Consider the following 16,940-nt stretch of genomic DNA (forward strand, 5'->3'; position numbering starts at 1 on the left):
TGGCCGTCATGAAGCCGGACAAGTCGGCGCTGGAAGTCCTGGGGTTAACGAAGCGTTTTGACCGTCTGGCGGTCGACAGCCTCGATCTCACCATTCACGCCGGCGAATTCTATGCGCTGGTCGGCCCCAACGGCGCCGGCAAGACCACCACTTTGCGCATGGTCGCGGGCCTGTTGCGGCCCGATGCCGGCGCGGTCACGATCTTCGGCATCGATGCGCTCGCAAATCCCGTCGCCGCCAAGCAGGTGATGGCGTGGGTCTCCGACGAGCCCATGATCTACGACAAGCTGACGCCGCTTGAGTACCTCGAATTCGTCGCCGGGCTCTGGGGCATCGCGCCGTCGGTCTCGGAACCGGTCGCGCAGGACCTCCTGACCTCGCTCGGGCTCGAGCCGCACCGGCACGAGCGCTGCGAAGGCTTTTCCAAGGGCATGCGCCAGAAGGTCGCTCTCGCCGGCGCGCTGGTGCACGATCCCCGCCTCATCATCCTCGACGAGCCGCTGACCGGGCTCGATGCCGTTTCCGCCCGCCACGTGAAGGGACTGCTGAGCGAGCGCGTCCGCGCCGGCTGCACGGTCATCATGACCACGCATATCCTCGAGGTGGCCGAACGAATGGCCGATCGCATCGGCGTGATCGCCTCCGGCCGTCTGGTCGCCGAGGGCACGCTGACCGAGCTGCGCCAGCAGAACGGCCATGCCGACACCAGCCTGGAAGATCTCTTCATCGCGCTGGTGACGCTTCCGGAAGCCGCATGAGCTCCGCAACCGCACTGTCCTGGTTTGCCCGCCACGAGCTCCGGCTCGCCTGGCGCGAATGGTTCGCCATGATGACCGGCGGCCGGCGCAAGCGGGCGCGCGCCGCGATGATCGGCCTGCTGTTCTTCGCGGCACTGCTGCACGTACCGGCCTGGGCGGTGATCGGCCGCTTCGCCGACCTGCAGCTGCCGCTCGACAAGTCCTCGCTGATCGTGATCTCGGCGACGATCTTTCTGGCCTGGACGCTGATGCTGTCGCAGGCGATCGAATCGGTGACGCGGGTGTTTTACGCCCGCGCCGATCTCGACCTGATGATGTCCTCGCCAGCGACGCTGGCCAATCTGTTCTCGGTGCGCATCGCCGCGATCGCGCTGGCCGTCACCGTGATGGCGCTGCTGTTCTCGACGCCGTTCATCGACGTGCTGGTGATCGGCGGCGGGGCGCGCTGGCTCGCGGCATTCGGCGTCGTCGTCGCCATGGGCCTCTCGGCCGCGGCGATCGCGATCGCCGTCACCATCCTGCTGTTCCGCCTGATCGGCCCGGCGCGCACGCGCTTCGTCGCCCAGGTCCTCGCCGCGATGATCGGCGCCGGCTTCGTGATCGCGCTCCAGGTCGCCGCGATCATGTCCTATGGCACGCTGTCGCGCTTCACCATCCTGACCTCAGGCAGCTTTGCCGCCTACGCGCCCGACGTCGACAGCATCTGGTGGTGGCCGGCGCGCGCGACCATGGGCGACAGCGAGGCGCTGCTGCTGCTCCTGGCGCTCGGGCTCGTGCTGCTCGGCAGCGTCATGGCGGTCTTCTCGCACCGCTTTGCCGACACCGCGATCGATGCCGCCGCTTACGGCGCCTCCGGCAGCAAGGCCGCGAAGCAGCGCCCGTTCCGCGGCGGATCGCGGCAACAGGCGCTGCGGCGCAAGGAATTTTCGCTGCTCTGGCGCGATCCCTGGCTGATTTCGCAGACGCTGATGCAGCTGCTCTATCTGGTGCCGCCGGCGCTGCTGCTCTGGCGCAACTTTGCCGACAGCTCCGCGGCGCTGACGCTGATCACACCCGTCATCGTGATGGCGGCAGGACAGCTCGCAGGCGGGCTCGCCTGGCTGACGATCTCGGGCGAGGACGCCCCCGACCTGGTTGCGACCGCGCCGTTGACGCCGTCCAGCGTCATCCGCGCCAAGATCGAGGTGGTGCTGATCGCCATCGCCGCCATCTTCTGCCCGCTGGTCGCAGCACTCGCCTTCGCCTCGCCGTTCCAGGCCGCGGTCAGTGCCGGCGCTGTCATCATCAGCGCGGCGTCCGCGACTGCGATCCAGCTCTGGTTCCGGGTGCAGGCCCGGCGCAGCCAATTCCGCCGCCGCCAGACCTCGTCGCGGCTTGCGACCTTCGCCGAAGCCTTCTCCTCTATCGGCTGGGCCGCCAGCGCGGCGCTGCTGCTCGCGCTGCCGCTTGCCGGTCTCATCAGCGGCCTGATCACCGCGGGCCTCATCGCCATCACCTGGAAGTTCAGCCCAAGGCGCAACTAAAAGCCAGGAGTAAGGCTGCGACACTGACGCGCTGTTGATCGCGGCCTATTGGCCACCCGCTGCATTGCACGCTAGACTTCTCCCGAAGTCATCGGGGACGGATTCATGCGGCGACTGGTTTCAGCGGCTCTGGCGCTGTTCGGCGCATTCCTCTCTCCTGCTCTCGCCCAGCAGCCACCTCAGCGCAGCGAATGCCTGGCGATGGCAAACGCCGCGCCCCGCGCAATGCCGGCCGCCTTCCGGCAGGCCGCAGGCTCGGCTGAAGTCAAGATCACCTATGCCGGCCATTCCACCTATTTCATCGACACGCCCGGCGGCCTGCGCATCGCGACCGACTACAGCGGCGCCTACCAGGTCGGACGTCTGCCCGATGTCGTCACCATGAACCGGGCGCACAGCACGCACTACTCCTTATTTCCCGACAAGCGCATTCCCCATGTGCTGCATGGCTGGGGTGAGGACGGCAAGCCGGCCATCGTGTCGGAGCGCATCGGCGACACCTTCATCCGCAACGTCACGACCGACGTCCGCCGCTATTTCGGTGACGATTCCGGCACCGACATGATCCGCGACGGCAACTCGATCTTCATCTTCGAGGTCGCCGGCCTCTGCATCGGCCATCTCGGCCATCTCCACCACAAGCTCGACGAAACCCATTTCGCCCAGATCGGGCGACTCGACATCGTGATGGTGCCGATCGACGGCACCTACACCATGTCGCTCGACGGCGTCTCCGAGATCACCAAGCGGCTGCGTGCCTCTGTGGTGCTGCCGATGCACCGCTTCGCCACCCCGCTCGACGAATTCATGCACCTCATCGGCCGGCAGTTCGAGATCGACCGGCGCAGCGAGCGCTCCTTCCGGATGTCGCGGGACGCGCTGCCGACGACGCCGACAGTCATCATCCTCGACGGCGTCTGACGCGCAATTTTCTCCAAGTCGATAGCCGTTCGGTCGTGCTGATCTCCTCCCGACAGGAGATCGACATGACCGACTTTGCCAGACTTTTGCACGCGGACGGACCGAACCCCGAGCACGCGGCGGCGCTCCAGCTCTACGGCCGCTTCGTCGGTGACTGGGATGCCGGGATCACCGCTCATGGACCCGACGGAACCAAGCACACCGCGCCCGGCGAAATCCATTTCGGCTGGGTGCTGGAAGGCCGCGCCGTTCAGGATGTCTGGATCATTCCCCGCCCCGCGGGTGCACCGGCGTTTCCGATCGCCGGCAATTGGTACGGCACGACATTGCGCGTTTACGACCCCTCCATTTCCGCGTGGCGGATTTCCTGGTTCGATCCGGGCCGGAGCGTATTCCGCCAGCAGATCGGCCGCCCGCGCGGCGCGGACATCGTGCAGGAAGGCGCGACCGACACGGGCGACCTCACACGCTGGAGTTTCACGGAGATTGCCGATGATTCCTTCCATTGGCTCGGCGAAGTGAAGCCGGCAGCCGCGGCCAACTGGCGGCTTGTGGTCGATGTGAGGGCGAGGCGGCGCAAGGGCTGACGACGGCGCCGCTGTGCTCGCGATGACGGGTGCGGTTGCGCAGCACGCGCAGCTGGATGCGAAGACGAGGTGCTAGGCTCCCCCCACAAAAAATATAAGGGAGCGAATGCCGATGGCTGCAAGCGGTGTGCCCGCCAACACGAGCGGGCTATTCGTCGAGCCGCGCGAGGACTGGCTCGCGCAATATCAGGAGGAGATCATCGATCCCTTGCGGCCGATCGTCGATCCTCATCACCATCTCTGGAATCGCGGGCAGCGCTATCTGATCGAGGAGATGGCGGCCGATATCGCCTCCGGGCACAACATCATCGCCACCGTCTATGTCGACTGCCGTTCGATGTATCGCGCACACGGGCCTGAGGCATTCCGGCCGGTCGGCGAAGTCGAGTTCGCCAACGGCGTCGCCGCCATGAGCGCAAGCGGCGGCTACGGCACCGCCGCGATCTGCGCCGGCATCGTCAGCCACGTGAACCTACTGCTGGGCGATGCCGCCAAGCCGGTGCTGGAAGCCGAGATCGCGGCGGGCAACGGCCGCTTCCGCGGCATCAGGCATTCCTCGGCCTGGGACGAAGACCCCGTCGTCGCCGGCATGTATGCCAACCGGCCGAAGGGGTTGTTGCAGGACCCGACCTTCCGCAAAGGCTTTGCCTGCCTCGCACCGCTGAACCTGAGCTTCGATGCCTGGCTGTTTCACCCGCAGATCGGCGAGCTGACCGAGCTCGCGCGCGCCTTTCCCGACACCAGGATCGTGCTTGACCATTGCGGCGGCCCGGCCGGCGTCGGTCGCTTTGCCGGGCGGCGCGAAGAGGTGTTTCCGCAGTGGCGCGCCTCGATCCAGGAGATCGCGAAGTGCGAGAACGTCTCGGTGAAACTCGGCGGGCTCGCGATGTGCCTGCTCGGCTATGACTTCCATCTGCGCGCGAAGCCCCCGTCATCGGAGGAGCTTGCCGCGGCCTGGCGGCCCTATGTCGAGACCTGCATCGAGGCATTCGGCCCCAGGCGCGCGATGTTCGAGAGCAATTTCCCGCCGGACAAGGGCCAGTGCAGCTACCAGGTGATCTTCAACGCCTTCAAGCGCATCGCGGCGCCCTTGAGCGAGGCCGAGAAGACGGCGCTGTTCTCGCAGACGGCGAGCGATGTCTACCGGCTCGAACTGCCGTCATGACGAGAAGAGGGGCCGGGATGTTGGTCCCGGCCCCTCTTCCGTCGTGGCCGCTGGGAAGCGTCCTTGGATATGTTTGAACTCTAGCCAGCCCCCAACAGCGAGGCGGGGCGGCGCTCGCCGGCGGAGACGAACATCCGCTTGAGCTTGTTGACGACGCGGATCAGGAATCCGATCATCACGGGATTGGTCTTGCGGCAGAAGGCGATCTTCTTGACGTGGCCTTCGACATGCCATTTGGCATGCGCGCCGTCGCGGAAGAAAATGACGTCGCCGGGGCCATAGCGCTTCGGCGGCATGCCGTCGCTTTCGAGCACGATCGATCCTTCCATGATCATGATCGTCTCGTCGATGTCGTAGTACCAGTTGAAGCGGCCTTCGGTGCACTGCCAGATGATGGTCGAGGCGGTACCGTCGGCGCTGGTGGACAGGATGTGCGAGCGCGACACCGGATTGCCTTCGATAATCCAGGACGGCTCGATCGGCCGCAGCTCGAGTTCCACGTTGCAACTACTGATTTCAATCAATGACGGCGACATCTGCTTCCCCAGGGAATATAATATGTATGGCCGGGTCTGGGCCCGGATTGTTTCTAAAGATGTTGGGAACGCTAGTAGCCGGTTTTTAATTCTTTCTTACGCAGGCGCCGACAATCAGCCGCAAGTTGCAGGCGCGACGAGGTTAACGTCGGGATTTGCCTGCAAATTCGCGCATATGAACCCATCTTTTCCAGGGTGCGACAAAGTGCGCGAAAGTGACCATCGAAGGAGTCCGCACCGATGCCCCTCACCCCGGAGGTTCTGACAGCCCAAGGCGAGGTCGTTGCGTGGCTCGGCAGCCTCGATGTTTCCTTCGCAGCCGAAGAGGAGCCCTGGTTCACCATCGACGGCGTCGAAAACCCCCGGCAGATCGGCAGCGACGGCTCCGGCGGCACCTTCGTGCTGCTGCCGTCGCGGAATGTGCTCTACGTCTCATCGGAGGGCCGCGCAGGAATTATCGCCGGCACGTTCGAGGCCTTCATCCAGCTCGTTGTCGCCCGCCCCTACTGGCTCGACATCCTCAAATTCTCCGCCGGCGGCGATCTCGCGGAGATGCGACGCGCGGCGGATGCGCTGGAGGCGACACTCGACGAGGAGGATGACGTCAACGAGGCCCGCGAGGAAATTCGCGGCGGCCTCGACCTGCCCGATGCGGACGATCCCATCGGTGCGCTTTACGACGCGGTCGCCACGTCCGACGCCATCGTGCGGGCCACCGACGGCAGCCCGTTCACGACGCTGTTCAACCGCTTCAGCATCGACAACAACCCGATGCTGCGCAACGCGGCGGCGTGAGAGCACGTGACGCCGGCGCTGGGGCTTGAACCTTCCACCATCATCGTCATGGCCGGGCTTGTCCCGGCCATCCACGCCTAGCGGCACAAAGAACGTGGATGCCCGGGACATGCCCGGGCATGACGAGCAGCAGCGGACTACTTCGCCCACTCGCCCTTGCGGAACACCGGCACCTTGCTGCCGTCGGCGAGAATGCCGTCGATGTCGGTCTCGGCAGAGCCGATCATCCAGTCGATATGGATCAGGCTCTGGTTGCCGCCTTGCGCGGCGATCTGCTGCGGCGTCAGCTGCGCGCCGTTGACGAAGCATTTCGAATAGCACTGGCCGAGCGCGATGTGCGAGGCCGCGTTCTCGTCGAACAGCGTGTTGTAGAACAACAGCCCGCTCTGCGAGATCGGCGAGGAATGCGGCACCAACGCCACCTCGCCGAGACGCCGCGCGCCTTCGTCGGTGTCGAGGACCTTGTTTAGCACCTCCGCGCCGCGCGAGGCCTTGGCATCGACGATCTTGCCGTCCTCGAAGCGCACCGCGATGTTGTCGATCAGCGTGCCCTGGTAGGACAGCGGCTTCGAGCTCACGACATGGCCAAAGACGCGCCGGCAATGCGGCGTGGTGAAAACCTCTTCGGTTGGGATATTGGCGTTGCAACTGATGCCGTTCTTGGACAGCGAGGCGCCGCCCTCCCACTCGTGTCCGTCGGCCAGCCCGATGGAGAGGTCGATGCCGGGACCCGAATATTGCAGCGCGCGAAAACGCTGGCCGTTGAGCCAGTTGGTGCGCTCGCGCAGCACCGCGTTGTGGCTCGCCCAATTGCCCATCGCATCCTCGCGGTCGACGCGGGAGGCCGCGAAGATCGCATCTGCCAGCTTGCCGATCGCAACGTCCTCGGGATCATCAGGAAAGACCTGCTTGGCCCATGACGGGCTCGGATAGGCGATGATGTTCCAGTTGGTGTCGAAATTGACGATCTTTTCCAGCGCCGGCTGATAGGCCATCGAATTGGCCTTGCTGGCGCGCGCTACCTTGGAAGGATCTTCGCCGGACAGCAGCATCGGATTGTCGCCGACGATGGCAAGCCGCGCGGTGTTGTCGGAGAACGCCTTGGCCATGCCCTCATAGAGCCAGTTGGCGGCACGATCGAAGCTGTTGTCCTGGCCGTGACGGTAGCGCGCCAGCGTCATCTCCTCATCCGACAGGATCGGCGTCACGATGCCGGCACCGGCCTTGTAGGCGTGCACGGCGATCCGCCGCACCAGCGGCAGCGCGATCGCGGGCGCCGTCAAGAGCAGATCCTGTCCCGGCCGCAAGCCCAGGCCCACCTTCACCGCCACCTCGGCCAGCCGGTCGAGTTTCACGGGATCGATGGGAACGGCGGAATTGCGGTGATCAATCATGCGGGGTCCTCTGCCGAAAGTCTCTCATTCAATCTAAGTCTAGCATCGCAGGGCGCAAGTGCGCGAGCGCCTTGCGACACCGGGAAGATACGCAGTTTCACGCATTTTGGTTTTCAACGCGTTGCCGATTTCAGCACCCGGTCGACCATGGCGGGCGCAAGGCCGAGGTAATTTTTCGGTGAAGTCAGCGCTTCGATCGTGGCACGGTCGATCCTGACAGAGACGCGGGGGTCGGACGACAGCGCGTCGGCCAGCGTCAGACCCTTCTCATTGGCGAGCCGGCAGGCATCATAGACCACGTCATGCGCCTCCTGCCGCCCGATCTGCGGCGCCAGCCCCATCATGACCGCTTCGGCCACGATCAGGCCGCGGCTGATGGCAAGATTGTCGTTCATCTTCCTTTCATCGACGATGAGGCCTGCTAGCGCGAACTTCGCCTGGTGCAGCGCGCCGGCGGTCAGCACGAAGCTTTCCGGGATCGCCATCCATTCGGCATGCCAGGGCCCGGTGGCGCGCTCGAAATCCTGCACCATCGCATCCAGCATCAGACCGGCATGCTGGCGCACCGCCTTGGACGCCGCGAGCATCAGCTCCGAGGAGATCGGGTTGCGCTTCTGCGGCATGGTCGAGGAGGCGCCGCGGCCCTTGACGAAGGGCTCGTAGACCTCGGCGAACTCGGTCGAGGCCATGATCATGATGTCGAGCGCGATCTTGCCGAGCGAGCCGGTGACGAGCGCGAGGAAGTTTACGGCCTCGGCAAAGCCGTCGCGCGCGACGTGCCAGGTCGAGGCGGGAACGCCGAGCTCGAGCTCGGCGCAGAGCGCCTCCTGCACCTCGAACCCCTTGCCGCCGAGCGAGGCCAGCGTTCCGGCGGCGCCGGCGAACTGTCCGACCAGCACGCGCGGCTTCAGTTGCACGAGGCGCTCGGCGTGGCGGTCGAACATCGCGAGCCAGATCGCGGTCTTGTAGCCGAACGTCACCGGCAGCGCCTGCTGGAGATGGGTGCGCCCGGCCATCGGCGTATCGCGGTAGCGCTTCGAGAGGTCCGCGAGGATGTTTCGCAGCTCGGCGATGTCGCGCTCGACGATCCCGAGCGCGGCGCGCAATTGCAGCACCACCGCGGTATCCATGATGTCCTGCGTGGTCGCGCCCCAATGCACGTAGCGGCCGGCCTCGCCGCACTGCTTCACCATCTGATGCACCAGCGGCAGGATCGGATAGCCGACGATGTCGGTCTCCTGTCGCAGCAGATCGAAATCGAATGCAGCGACGTCGGTCCGCGCCGCGATCTGGTCGGCGGCTTCCTGGGGGATCACGCCGCACTTCGCCTCCGCCTTCGCCAGCGCCACCTCGACCTCGGCATAGCGCGCCACCAACGCGACATCGGAAAACACCTCGCGCATCTCGGGCGTGCCGAAGGCGTCGCGGAACAGCATGGAATCAAGCACGGTCGTCGAGGCGGCAAAGGCGGGCATGGGCGTTTCTTTATGGCTGGCGTTTGTGTGAGAACAGCTTACGCGGGCAGCGCTGTTCGGCAATGGACATTCATGGCCCGCCACACATTCGATGCCGTACGACGGCACTACGACGGCGCATTGCTCTATCCCCCCGTCATCCTGAGATGCGAAGCGTGCAATGCGTAGCGGCGCGAAGGCCTCGAAGTGATGGGCGGCCGCAATGCAGCCGGGCCGTCGTCCTTCGAGGGCCGTGACAAGGCGGCCACTTCAGGAGGACGGGACAAATTGTGCGCGCAGCAAGATCGGGCTAAGTGCGCAGCCCGCGAAAGTCCACCAGACCCGCCACATTCTCATTCAAGTTGCATTCCCACCCGAAAACAGCATAGCAGCCATCACGCGATCGTGGTGAACCCGGCGGGCCGCTCAGTGCACTCACAGTCTTAGAGTCGAAATCCATTCTGATTTCATCATTGCCTGATGTCATTGCGAGGGTTGAGTTTTCGACGTGCAGTTTATGTTCCGGGACCACCTTCTCGACACCGACCGGCGCGAGCTGAGCCGCGAGCAGGTTCCCGTGGCCGTGGAGCCGCAGGTCTTCGACCTCGTCGTCCACCTCATGGAGAACCGTGACCGGGTGGTCAGCAAGGATGAGCTGATCGACAAGATCTGGCACGGGCGCAGCGTCTCCGAATCCACCCTGACCAGCCGGATCAACGCAGCGCGCAAGGCGATCGGCGACAGCGGCGCGAACCAGGCGCTGATCCGTACCATCGCGCGCAAGGGCTTTCGTTTCGTCGGCGCCGTCCAGACGCAGCGCGCGGCCGCGCCGGAGCCGGGCCGTATCGCCCAGGCGCCGCTGGCGACGCTCCCGCTGCCCGACCGTCCCGCGATCGCCGTGCTGCCCTTCACCAATATGAGCGGCGACCGCGAGCAGGACTATTTCTCCGACGGCATCAGCGAGGACATCATCACGGCGCTGTCGAAGCTGCGCTGGTTCTTCGTCGTCGCCCGCAACTCTTCCTTCGTCTACAAGGGCCGCGCCGTGCACATGCACGAAGTCGCGCGCGAGCTCGGCGTCCGCTATGTGCTCGAAGGCAGCGTGCGGCGCAGCGGCGATCGCCTGCGCATCTCGGCGCAGCTCAACGACGTCTCGACCGGCAGCCATCTCTGGGCGGAGCGCTACGACCGCGAGCTTGCCGACATCTTCGCCGTGCAAGACGAGATCACCGAGGCGATCGTCGCCGCGATCGAGCCGCAGCTCTATACCGCCGAAAGCTTTCGCGCCCAGCAGAAGCCGCCGGGCAGCCTCGACGCCTGGGACCTCGTGATGCGTGCGCTATCGCATTACTGGCGCATCACGCACGAGGACAATGCCGCCGCGCAAGGACTGCTGGAACAGGCCACCGCGATCGATCCCACCTATGGCAAGGCGCTGGGCCTGCTCGCGACCAGCCATATCTTCGGCGCGCATATGGGCTGGGCCGACATGGCCATGACCGTGCCGGTCGCCGAACGCGCGGCGCTCGCGGCGGTGGAAGCCGATCGCGAGGACGCCTGGGCCCATCACGGTCTGGCTTACACTTACTTGTTCCGCCGCCGCTTCGACGACGCGCTGGCGGAGTTCGAACTGGCGCTGCAACTCAATCCAAATTTCGCGATGGCGCACGCTTTCTACGGCGTGACGCTGTGCTACGCGGGGAGATGGCAAGACGGCGATGCCGCCGCGCGCCGCGCGCTGCGGCTGAGCCCGCGCGATCCGCTCGCGGCGATCTATTGCGGCGTTGCCGCCTATGCCCAGTTCATCGGCCGCAACTATGAGGGCGCCGTGCAGATGGCGCGGGAATCGATGCGGCAGCGCGCCGATTTCGTCGGCGCCCATCGCGTGCTGACGGCCGCCGCCGGCATGTTGGGCGATCCTCAGCTGGCGGCATCCGCGCTGCGGGGCCTGCAACGCACCCAGCCCGGCATCTCGCTGGCCTGGCTCACGCGCGAGCTGCCGATGCAGCGGGCAGAGGATCGCGAGCACTATCTGCAGGGGTTTCGGCGCGCGGGGATGCGGTAGGCCCTGCTCACCACAGGGACGGTGCCCCCTCTCCCCCTGCGGGAGAGGGTGGATTCGATGCGAAGCATCGAAGCCGGGTGAGGGGTTTGTCTCCGCACGTCGAGCTATCGAATGCTTGGAGAGAACCCCTCATCCGGCGCCGTAGCCGAAGCTCCGCTTCGGCGTCCTCTTTAGAACGGCGACCGAAGGTCGCCTACGCCACCTTCTCCCGCAAGGGGAGAAGGAAGAGCAGTGCACCCTACTCCTGCATCATCTCGCCGCTGCCGCCGAACTCGGCCGGAAAGTCCTTCAGCTTCGGCAGGCCGTCGCGCATCGGCAGCACCGTCTCGGCATAGTTGACGTGGACGCCGGGCGTGAAGGCGAGCGTGGGGATGGTGGCGGTGAAGACGTCGATCAGGTCGAGCGGCGGGTGGTTGGTCATGAGATGACCGCCGCACTTCTTGCAATATTTGCGCTGGCTGAGCGGCGTCTTGGCGAAGGTCTCGACGTTCTGCGCGCCTTCGGTGATGCGCACGGCTTCCGGCTTCCACAGGCTGAAGGCATTGACCGGCCCGCCCGACCACGAGCGGCAGGAGCGGCAATGGCAATAGCCCATTGCAGCCGGCTCGCCCGTGACCTCGATCGTGACCGCGCCGCAGAAGCAGTTTCCGACATGTTTCATTGGGTCGTCTCCGTTGGATGAAGGTTGAAATTCCTCTCCCCGCTCCGGCTCGCCGATAAACCGGCAAAGGCGGATGCGGGGAGAGGCGTCGGAGTGGAGGGTATCACCCCGAGGGACGTTGAAGGCTGGAGGCCGGCAAGGCCCGTTACCAAGGTCCGTTACCAAGGTCCGTTACGCGCTTCGGTTCCGCCGCGCGTCCTCCTTTCGGTGGACGCGGCGGAAAGATGCTACGGCTATACCGATCTGCGCCAGGGAATAAGCATCGACACCCGTTGTTTGTACTGCCGGTATTCGTCGCCGAAGAGTTCGACGAGGTCGTGCTCCTCCAGCGCGATGCCGACGAAGATATAGAGCGTGGTCACGGCCGCGAACAGCAGATGGCCCACTGTCATGACCGGCGCCGCCCAGAACGCGATGATGAAGCCGAGATAGATCGGATGACGAACGAACTTGTAGAACAACGGCGTCTTGAAGCGCGGCGGCGCCGCCTCATTGCCCACGAGATGGTTGGTCACCTGGTGCAACCCGAACAATTCGAAGTGATTGATGATGAAGGTCGAGGCGAACACCAGCACCCAGCCCGCGAGGGACAGCGTGACCACCGTCACGGCGAGATCCGGGTTTCCGACATCCCATACGACTGCAGGCATCGGACGCCACTGCCAGAACAGGAGCAGCAACGACAGGCTCGCGAACAGGACGTAGGTCGAACGCTCGACCGGCTTGGGGACGAACTGCGTCCACCACGCCTTGAACTGCTTGCGCGCCATCACGCTGTGCTGAAGAGCGAACAGCGTCATCAGGAGTAGATTGATGATGACGGCTTCGGCCGTCGGCGTGTCGGTTCCGGTGTCGATGGTCTTCGGCACCACCAGCCCCATGACGAAGCCGATGGCGTAGAGAATGGTGACGAAAAATACGAGATATGCCGCAATTCCGTACAGAAAGCCGATGAACTTGAAAATGCGTGAGCCCGCAACCTCCGGGCCGATGGAATGAAGCTGGTGATCAAGTTGGGTCATAGAACGCTCCGTTGTGCCGAGGCATCGGCACTGTTTAGTGTTCGCACCATGCCGGATCGGACACCCCCTGACTTTCGCGGACGGTTGATTTTCGCCTGAGACGACTTTGATTTTTGCTTGAGACGATAGAAACGTGCGATTTCTCTTTGAAAACAACGTGCTCGACGGCGACCTGCGGGAACTGACCTGCAGCGGCGCGGCCGTGCCGCTGCAGCCGCAAGTGTTCGATTTGCTGCTTTATCTGGTCGCTCAACGCACCCGTGTGGTCAGTAAGGATGACCTGATCAGCCAGATCTGGAGCGACCGGATCGTCTCGGATTCCGCCCTGAACAGCCGAATCAATGCCGCGCGCAAGGCGCTTGGCGACGACGGCGCGACGCAGCGGCTGATCAAGACGATTCCGCGCAAGGGCTTTCGCTTCGTCGGCGAAGTCCGGGAAGATGTGGCAGCGACGCTTGCGCCGGTGGAACCCGGCCCTGCCCCGGTGCGCGCCGTGACTGACCGCCCGGCGATCGCGGTGCTCGCCTTCGAGAACATGAGCGGCGATCCCGCGCAGGAATATTTCGGCGACGGGATCAGCGAGGACATTCTCACCGCGCTGTCGAAGCAGCGCTGGTTCATGGTGGTCGCCCGCAATTCGTCCTTCACCTACAAGGGGCGCTCGGTTCATATCAGGCAGATCGCCGAAGAGCTCGGCGTCCGCTACATCGTCGAAGGCAGCGTGCGCAAGGTCGACAACCGTGTGCGCATCACCGCCCAGCTCAACGACGCCACCACCGGCAGCCATCTCTGGGCCGAGCGCTACGACCGCGAGCTTGTCGACGTCTTCGCCGTGCAGGACGACATCACCAACGCGATCGTCGCGGCGATCGAGCCACAGATCCATGCGGCCGAGAATTTTCGCGCCGACCGCAAGCCGCCCGCGAGCCTCGATGCCTGGGACCTGCTGATGCGCGCGCTGTCGCATTACTGGCGGGTGACGCAGCAGGACCACAAGGCTGCGCAGGCATTGCTCGAACGCGCCATTTCGATCGACTCGAACTACGGCCAGGCGCTGTCGGTGCTCGCGGCAAGCCACATGTTCGGCGTACATCTCGGCTGGGCGGAGCTTGCCACGGCGGTGCCGATCGCGGAGGCCGCCGCGCTCGCCGCGGTGCGCCATGACCATGAGGATGCCTGGGCGCATGCCGCGCTCGGCAGCGTCTTCTTCTCAACGCGCAGGCTTTCCGACGCGCTGTCCGAGTTCGAGCAGGCGCTCGCGCTCAACCCGAACTTCTCGCTGGCGCAGGGCTATTACGCCCTGGCGCTGTCCTACGCCGGTCGTTCCAGGGAATCGTTCGATGCGGCGCAGAAGGCGATCCGGCTCTCGCCGCGCGATCCGTCGCTGGCGATCTATTACGGCATTGCCGGCTATGCGCGCTTCACGGAACGGCATTACGACGAGGCGATCGCGCTGGCGCGCGAGGCGATCCGCCATCGCGGCGACCTCACCGGCGCCTACCGCGTGCTCGCGGTGTCCGCCGGCATGACCGGCGACGGCGCGCTGGCCGAGATGGCGCTGGGCGAACTCCGCCGTACCCAGCCCAACATCTCGCTGCACTGGATCGCAACGCAGCTGCCCTGGGCCAGTGACGCCGATCGCGAGCACTATCTGGAGGGATTCCGGCGCGCGGGGTTGGGGTAGAGAACTCCCTCTCCCCGCAAATGCGCAAAGGGCGGATGCAGATACGACGCGTCGTCTCAGGCTCCTCCGCACGCGGTCAGTGGATCGTAATCGGGCCGCATCAGCATCGCGTGGAGCTGGCGCCGCCGAATGCCCATGTTGCCACCGTCGAAGATCGGCAGCGCCAACGCGTCCTGCAACAAGCGGCCGAACGGCGCCGCGTGATCATAGCTGTCGATGCCGACCACGCGCATCAGGTCGGTGATGACCCGCACCGCGGCTTCGGAGCCGAAGATCTTGGCCTGGACCGCGAGCTCGTCGGCGCCCGGTGACTGCGTATCGAGCGCATGGCAGGCCCGCCAGCTCAGGTAGCGCGCGGCTTCGATAGTGGTCTTGGCATCGGCGAGTGCATAGCCGACCGCCTGATGCTCGATGATCGCCTGTGCCCCGCCGCGTTTCTCGGTGCGGGCAAAATGCAGTGCGAAGTCGAAGGCGGCCCGCATCAGGGCGACACCGAAGATGCCGACCAGCGCCGCCGTGCCGGTGAAGGCGGCGGACGCCAGCATCAGGCCGCCCCCCTCCTGCCCGAGCAGATTGCCGTGCGGCGCGGTGACGGCACGCAGGCTGAATTCCGGCACGAGGTGAGCGCGGTGGCCGATCGAATCAATGGCGCGTTCGAACACGATGCCATGCACCGGGCCTTCGACCGCAATGATGGAGACACCCTGCTCCGGTGGCGCGGCGGGATTGGTCCGGCACACCACGCACAACACGTCGGCGCCATTGCGATCCCACCCGGTGGCGGACGACACCCATTTTTTGCGGCCGTTGATGATCCAATTGCCGAGCTCGCGTTTTGCGGTGGTGCGCACGCCCTCGCCCGGCGGCGGTGCGGCAGCATTGGCGCTGCCGCCGGGTTCCGAGGAGCAGAAGCCCGCAAGCGGAGCGCCGCTCGTCTTCAGGAACGGTGCAAGCAGGCGGGCGCATTGCTCTGCGGTACCACCAAGCAGAATTGGCAGCAGACCGAGCACCGTGCCGAGCATGGTCAGCGTCACGCTCGGATTCACAGCGTAGAATTCTTCCGCCAGGATCGCCATGTCGATGAGTCCGGCATTGTCGCCGCCCGCCGGCGCCGGAATGCATTTGCGCAGATAGCCGGCAGCGACCATCGCCTCATAGGTCGGCTTCGTCGCGAGGAAGCGCTCTTCCGGCGTCGCCAGCAACTCCGCCTTGCCGGCGCCGGCCAAGACCTCCGCCGCGAATTTTCGCGATTGAAGCTGCAACGCGCGCTGCGCAGGTGAAAGCGTGAAATCAATCGCCATCGAACATCTCCCTCGCTCCGGCAGGTCACTAGGGTGAGCCGAGCGAGGGCGGAAAATCTTGGTCGGCAGCGACCTAATTCTTGGCTGGAGGTGAACTACTCGCCCTTCCCCTTCGTCCTGCGAAATTCGCGCGGGGCGAGGCCGTGGCTGCGCTTGAAGAGGCGGTTGAAGTGCGAGATGTCGGAAAAGCCGGCCTCATACGCGATCGTGGAGATGGTCTTGTGACAATGCTGCGCGTCGAGCAGGTCGCGGGCGCAGATCAGGATCCGCCGATCGCTGACATGCTCGCCTACGGAGCGGCCGGTCGCGACGAACAACCGGTGCACATAGCGCTCCGAGCAGCGGAACTTCCGGGCAAGCAATTCGGCATCGAGACCGGGATCGTCGCTGTGGCGGTCGATATGGTCGAGCATCATCGACAGCAGCACGGGCGCATTCACGCGCGCAACCGGCATTTCACCCAGCATCTCCGGTGCATGTGCGATCAGCTCGACCACATGCGTGCCGCTGCTTGCCGCAACGGCGGGTGCGGCCAGGCAAAGCTCGGCATAGCCTGCGAGCGTGCGCGACAACGCGCGGCCATTTTCCGTCCTCGACAGCCCAAGCCGCGGAGAATCCGCAAAGCTCTTTGGCAGGTGCCGCCGCGGCACGGCAAAGCAAAAGAGGCGGAAGTCGCGGCCGTTGGCAATCTCGAACGGCTCGGTCGTATCGGCGACCGCGAGGTCGCCGGGCGCACAGACCTGCTCGTGTCCCCGCTGCGTCGTGCGGCCCAGACCCTCGAGCTGGAGATTGACGAAGCAGAGATCGTCCGTGCTTCGCGCAATATGGGGCCGCAGCCGGAGAACGCAGTGCCCTGTGGCTTTCACCAGCGAAATCTGGACCGACGCAGCGTCGGTACGCGCGATCGAACCTTCGAAGGGACGGTCGGCGATTTTACGCGGCTCGAGCCGGACAAAGGCCGCAGCGAGATCGTCGGCCCAACTGCCGAAGGGCTGATCGGCGCGAGATGGCTTGGCTGACCATTCCACAGGTGCGCCCCCGGAACGAGGAATTCGCGCGTGCAAATTCAGATTG

General features: G+C 65.1%; 15 protein-coding genes. 8 read left to right on the forward strand and 7 right to left on the reverse strand.

Features of this window, described 5'->3' with window-relative positions:
• Positions 1-8: 8 nt before the first annotated feature.
• The 5 genes from QJT78_RS04100 (at position 9) to QJT78_RS04120 (ending at position 4,954) form a co-directional block, all read left to right on the forward strand.
• Complete coding sequence (locus tag QJT78_RS04100) at positions 9-758, forward strand: ABC transporter ATP-binding protein (RefSeq protein ID WP_038942203.1); 750 nt, start codon at positions 9-11, stop codon at positions 756-758.
• Positions 755-2,281 carry a hypothetical protein gene (locus tag QJT78_RS04105; RefSeq protein ID WP_028148667.1) on the forward strand — a complete coding sequence of 509 codons (1,527 nt, stop codon included), beginning with the start codon at positions 755-757 and terminating at the stop codon, positions 2,279-2,281. Before QJT78_RS04100 ends, QJT78_RS04105 begins: the two co-directional genes overlap by 4 nt.
• Positions 2,282-2,386: 105 nt before the next feature.
• A complete protein-coding gene (locus tag QJT78_RS04110) occupies positions 2,387-3,202 on the forward strand; it encodes an MBL fold metallo-hydrolase (RefSeq protein ID WP_028148668.1) in 816 nt (271 codons plus the stop codon).
• Positions 3,203-3,267: 65 nt separating this feature from the next.
• Entirely contained in the window at positions 3,268-3,789 is a 522-nt protein-coding gene (locus QJT78_RS04115; protein ID WP_028148669.1) for a hypothetical protein, read from the forward strand.
• 112 nt (positions 3,790-3,901) lie between these two features.
• Positions 3,902-4,954: an amidohydrolase family protein gene (locus tag QJT78_RS04120; RefSeq protein WP_028148670.1), complete on the forward strand. Its 1,053-nt coding sequence runs from the start codon at positions 3,902-3,904 to the stop codon at positions 4,952-4,954.
• An 80-nt stretch (positions 4,955-5,034) separates the two neighbouring features.
• Here QJT78_RS04120 and QJT78_RS04125 read toward each other — a convergent pair whose 3' ends face one another.
• On the reverse strand, positions 5,035-5,490 hold the full coding sequence (locus QJT78_RS04125; protein ID WP_028148671.1) for a cupin domain-containing protein: 456 nt from the start codon (positions 5,488-5,490) through the stop codon (positions 5,035-5,037).
• Between the two features lie 240 nt (positions 5,491-5,730).
• Here QJT78_RS04125 and QJT78_RS04130 point away from each other — a divergent pair, with 240 nt between their 5' ends.
• Positions 5,731-6,285: a hypothetical protein gene (locus tag QJT78_RS04130; protein ID WP_028148672.1), complete on the forward strand. Its 555-nt coding sequence runs from the start codon at positions 5,731-5,733 to the stop codon at positions 6,283-6,285.
• A gap of 137 nt (positions 6,286-6,422) precedes the next feature.
• On the opposite strand, the gene QJT78_RS04135 is transcribed toward QJT78_RS04130, so the two are convergent.
• Together QJT78_RS04135 and pcaB are read right to left on the reverse strand one after the other, a co-directional pair.
• Positions 6,423-7,679, reverse strand: a complete 1,257-nt coding sequence (locus QJT78_RS04135; protein ID WP_028148673.1) for an aminopeptidase — start codon at positions 7,677-7,679, stop codon at positions 6,423-6,425.
• A gap of 113 nt (positions 7,680-7,792) precedes the next feature.
• The gene (gene pcaB, locus QJT78_RS04140; protein WP_028148674.1) at positions 7,793-9,154 is read right to left on the reverse strand and encodes a 3-carboxy-cis,cis-muconate cycloisomerase; all 1,362 of its coding nucleotides are present in this window, start codon (positions 9,152-9,154) and stop codon (positions 7,793-7,795) included.
• A 487-nt stretch (positions 9,155-9,641) separates the two neighbouring features.
• Here pcaB and QJT78_RS04145 point away from each other — a divergent pair, with 487 nt between their 5' ends.
• Positions 9,642-11,198 (forward strand): winged helix-turn-helix domain-containing protein, encoded by a 1,557-nt coding sequence (locus QJT78_RS04145; RefSeq protein ID WP_028148675.1) that lies wholly within the window; start codon positions 9,642-9,644, stop codon positions 11,196-11,198.
• Positions 11,199-11,436: 238 nt separating this feature from the next.
• Here the strand turns inward: QJT78_RS04145 and QJT78_RS04150 are convergent, their stop codons facing one another.
• Together QJT78_RS04150 and mddA are read right to left on the reverse strand one after the other, a co-directional pair.
• Positions 11,437-11,859, reverse strand: a complete 423-nt coding sequence (locus QJT78_RS04150) for a GFA family protein (RefSeq protein WP_028148676.1) — start codon at positions 11,857-11,859, stop codon at positions 11,437-11,439.
• 233 nt (positions 11,860-12,092) lie between these two features.
• Positions 12,093-12,881: a methanethiol S-methyltransferase gene (gene mddA / locus QJT78_RS04155; protein WP_028148677.1), complete on the reverse strand. Its 789-nt coding sequence runs from the start codon at positions 12,879-12,881 to the stop codon at positions 12,093-12,095.
• Between the two features lie 133 nt (positions 12,882-13,014).
• Here mddA and QJT78_RS04160 point away from each other — a divergent pair, with 133 nt between their 5' ends.
• On the forward strand, positions 13,015-14,565 hold the full coding sequence (locus tag QJT78_RS04160) for a winged helix-turn-helix domain-containing tetratricopeptide repeat protein (protein ID WP_028148678.1): 1,551 nt from the start codon (positions 13,015-13,017) through the stop codon (positions 14,563-14,565).
• Positions 14,566-14,621: 56 nt separating this feature from the next.
• On the opposite strand, the gene QJT78_RS04165 is transcribed toward QJT78_RS04160, so the two are convergent.
• Complete coding sequence (locus tag QJT78_RS04165; RefSeq protein WP_028148679.1) at positions 14,622-15,866, reverse strand: acyl-CoA dehydrogenase family protein; 1,245 nt, start codon at positions 15,864-15,866, stop codon at positions 14,622-14,624.
• Positions 15,867-15,961: 95 nt separating this feature from the next.
• Positions 15,962-16,894, reverse strand: coding sequence for a helix-turn-helix domain-containing protein (locus tag QJT78_RS04170; RefSeq protein WP_028148680.1), 933 nt, complete (start codon positions 16,892-16,894; stop codon positions 15,962-15,964).
• Positions 16,895-16,940: the final 46 nt, after the last annotated feature.

The sequence above is a fragment of the Bradyrhizobium sp. Mp27 genome (genome assembly GCF_029953005.1).
GTDB classification, from domain to species: domain Bacteria; phylum Pseudomonadota; class Alphaproteobacteria; order Rhizobiales; family Xanthobacteraceae; genus Bradyrhizobium; species Bradyrhizobium barranii.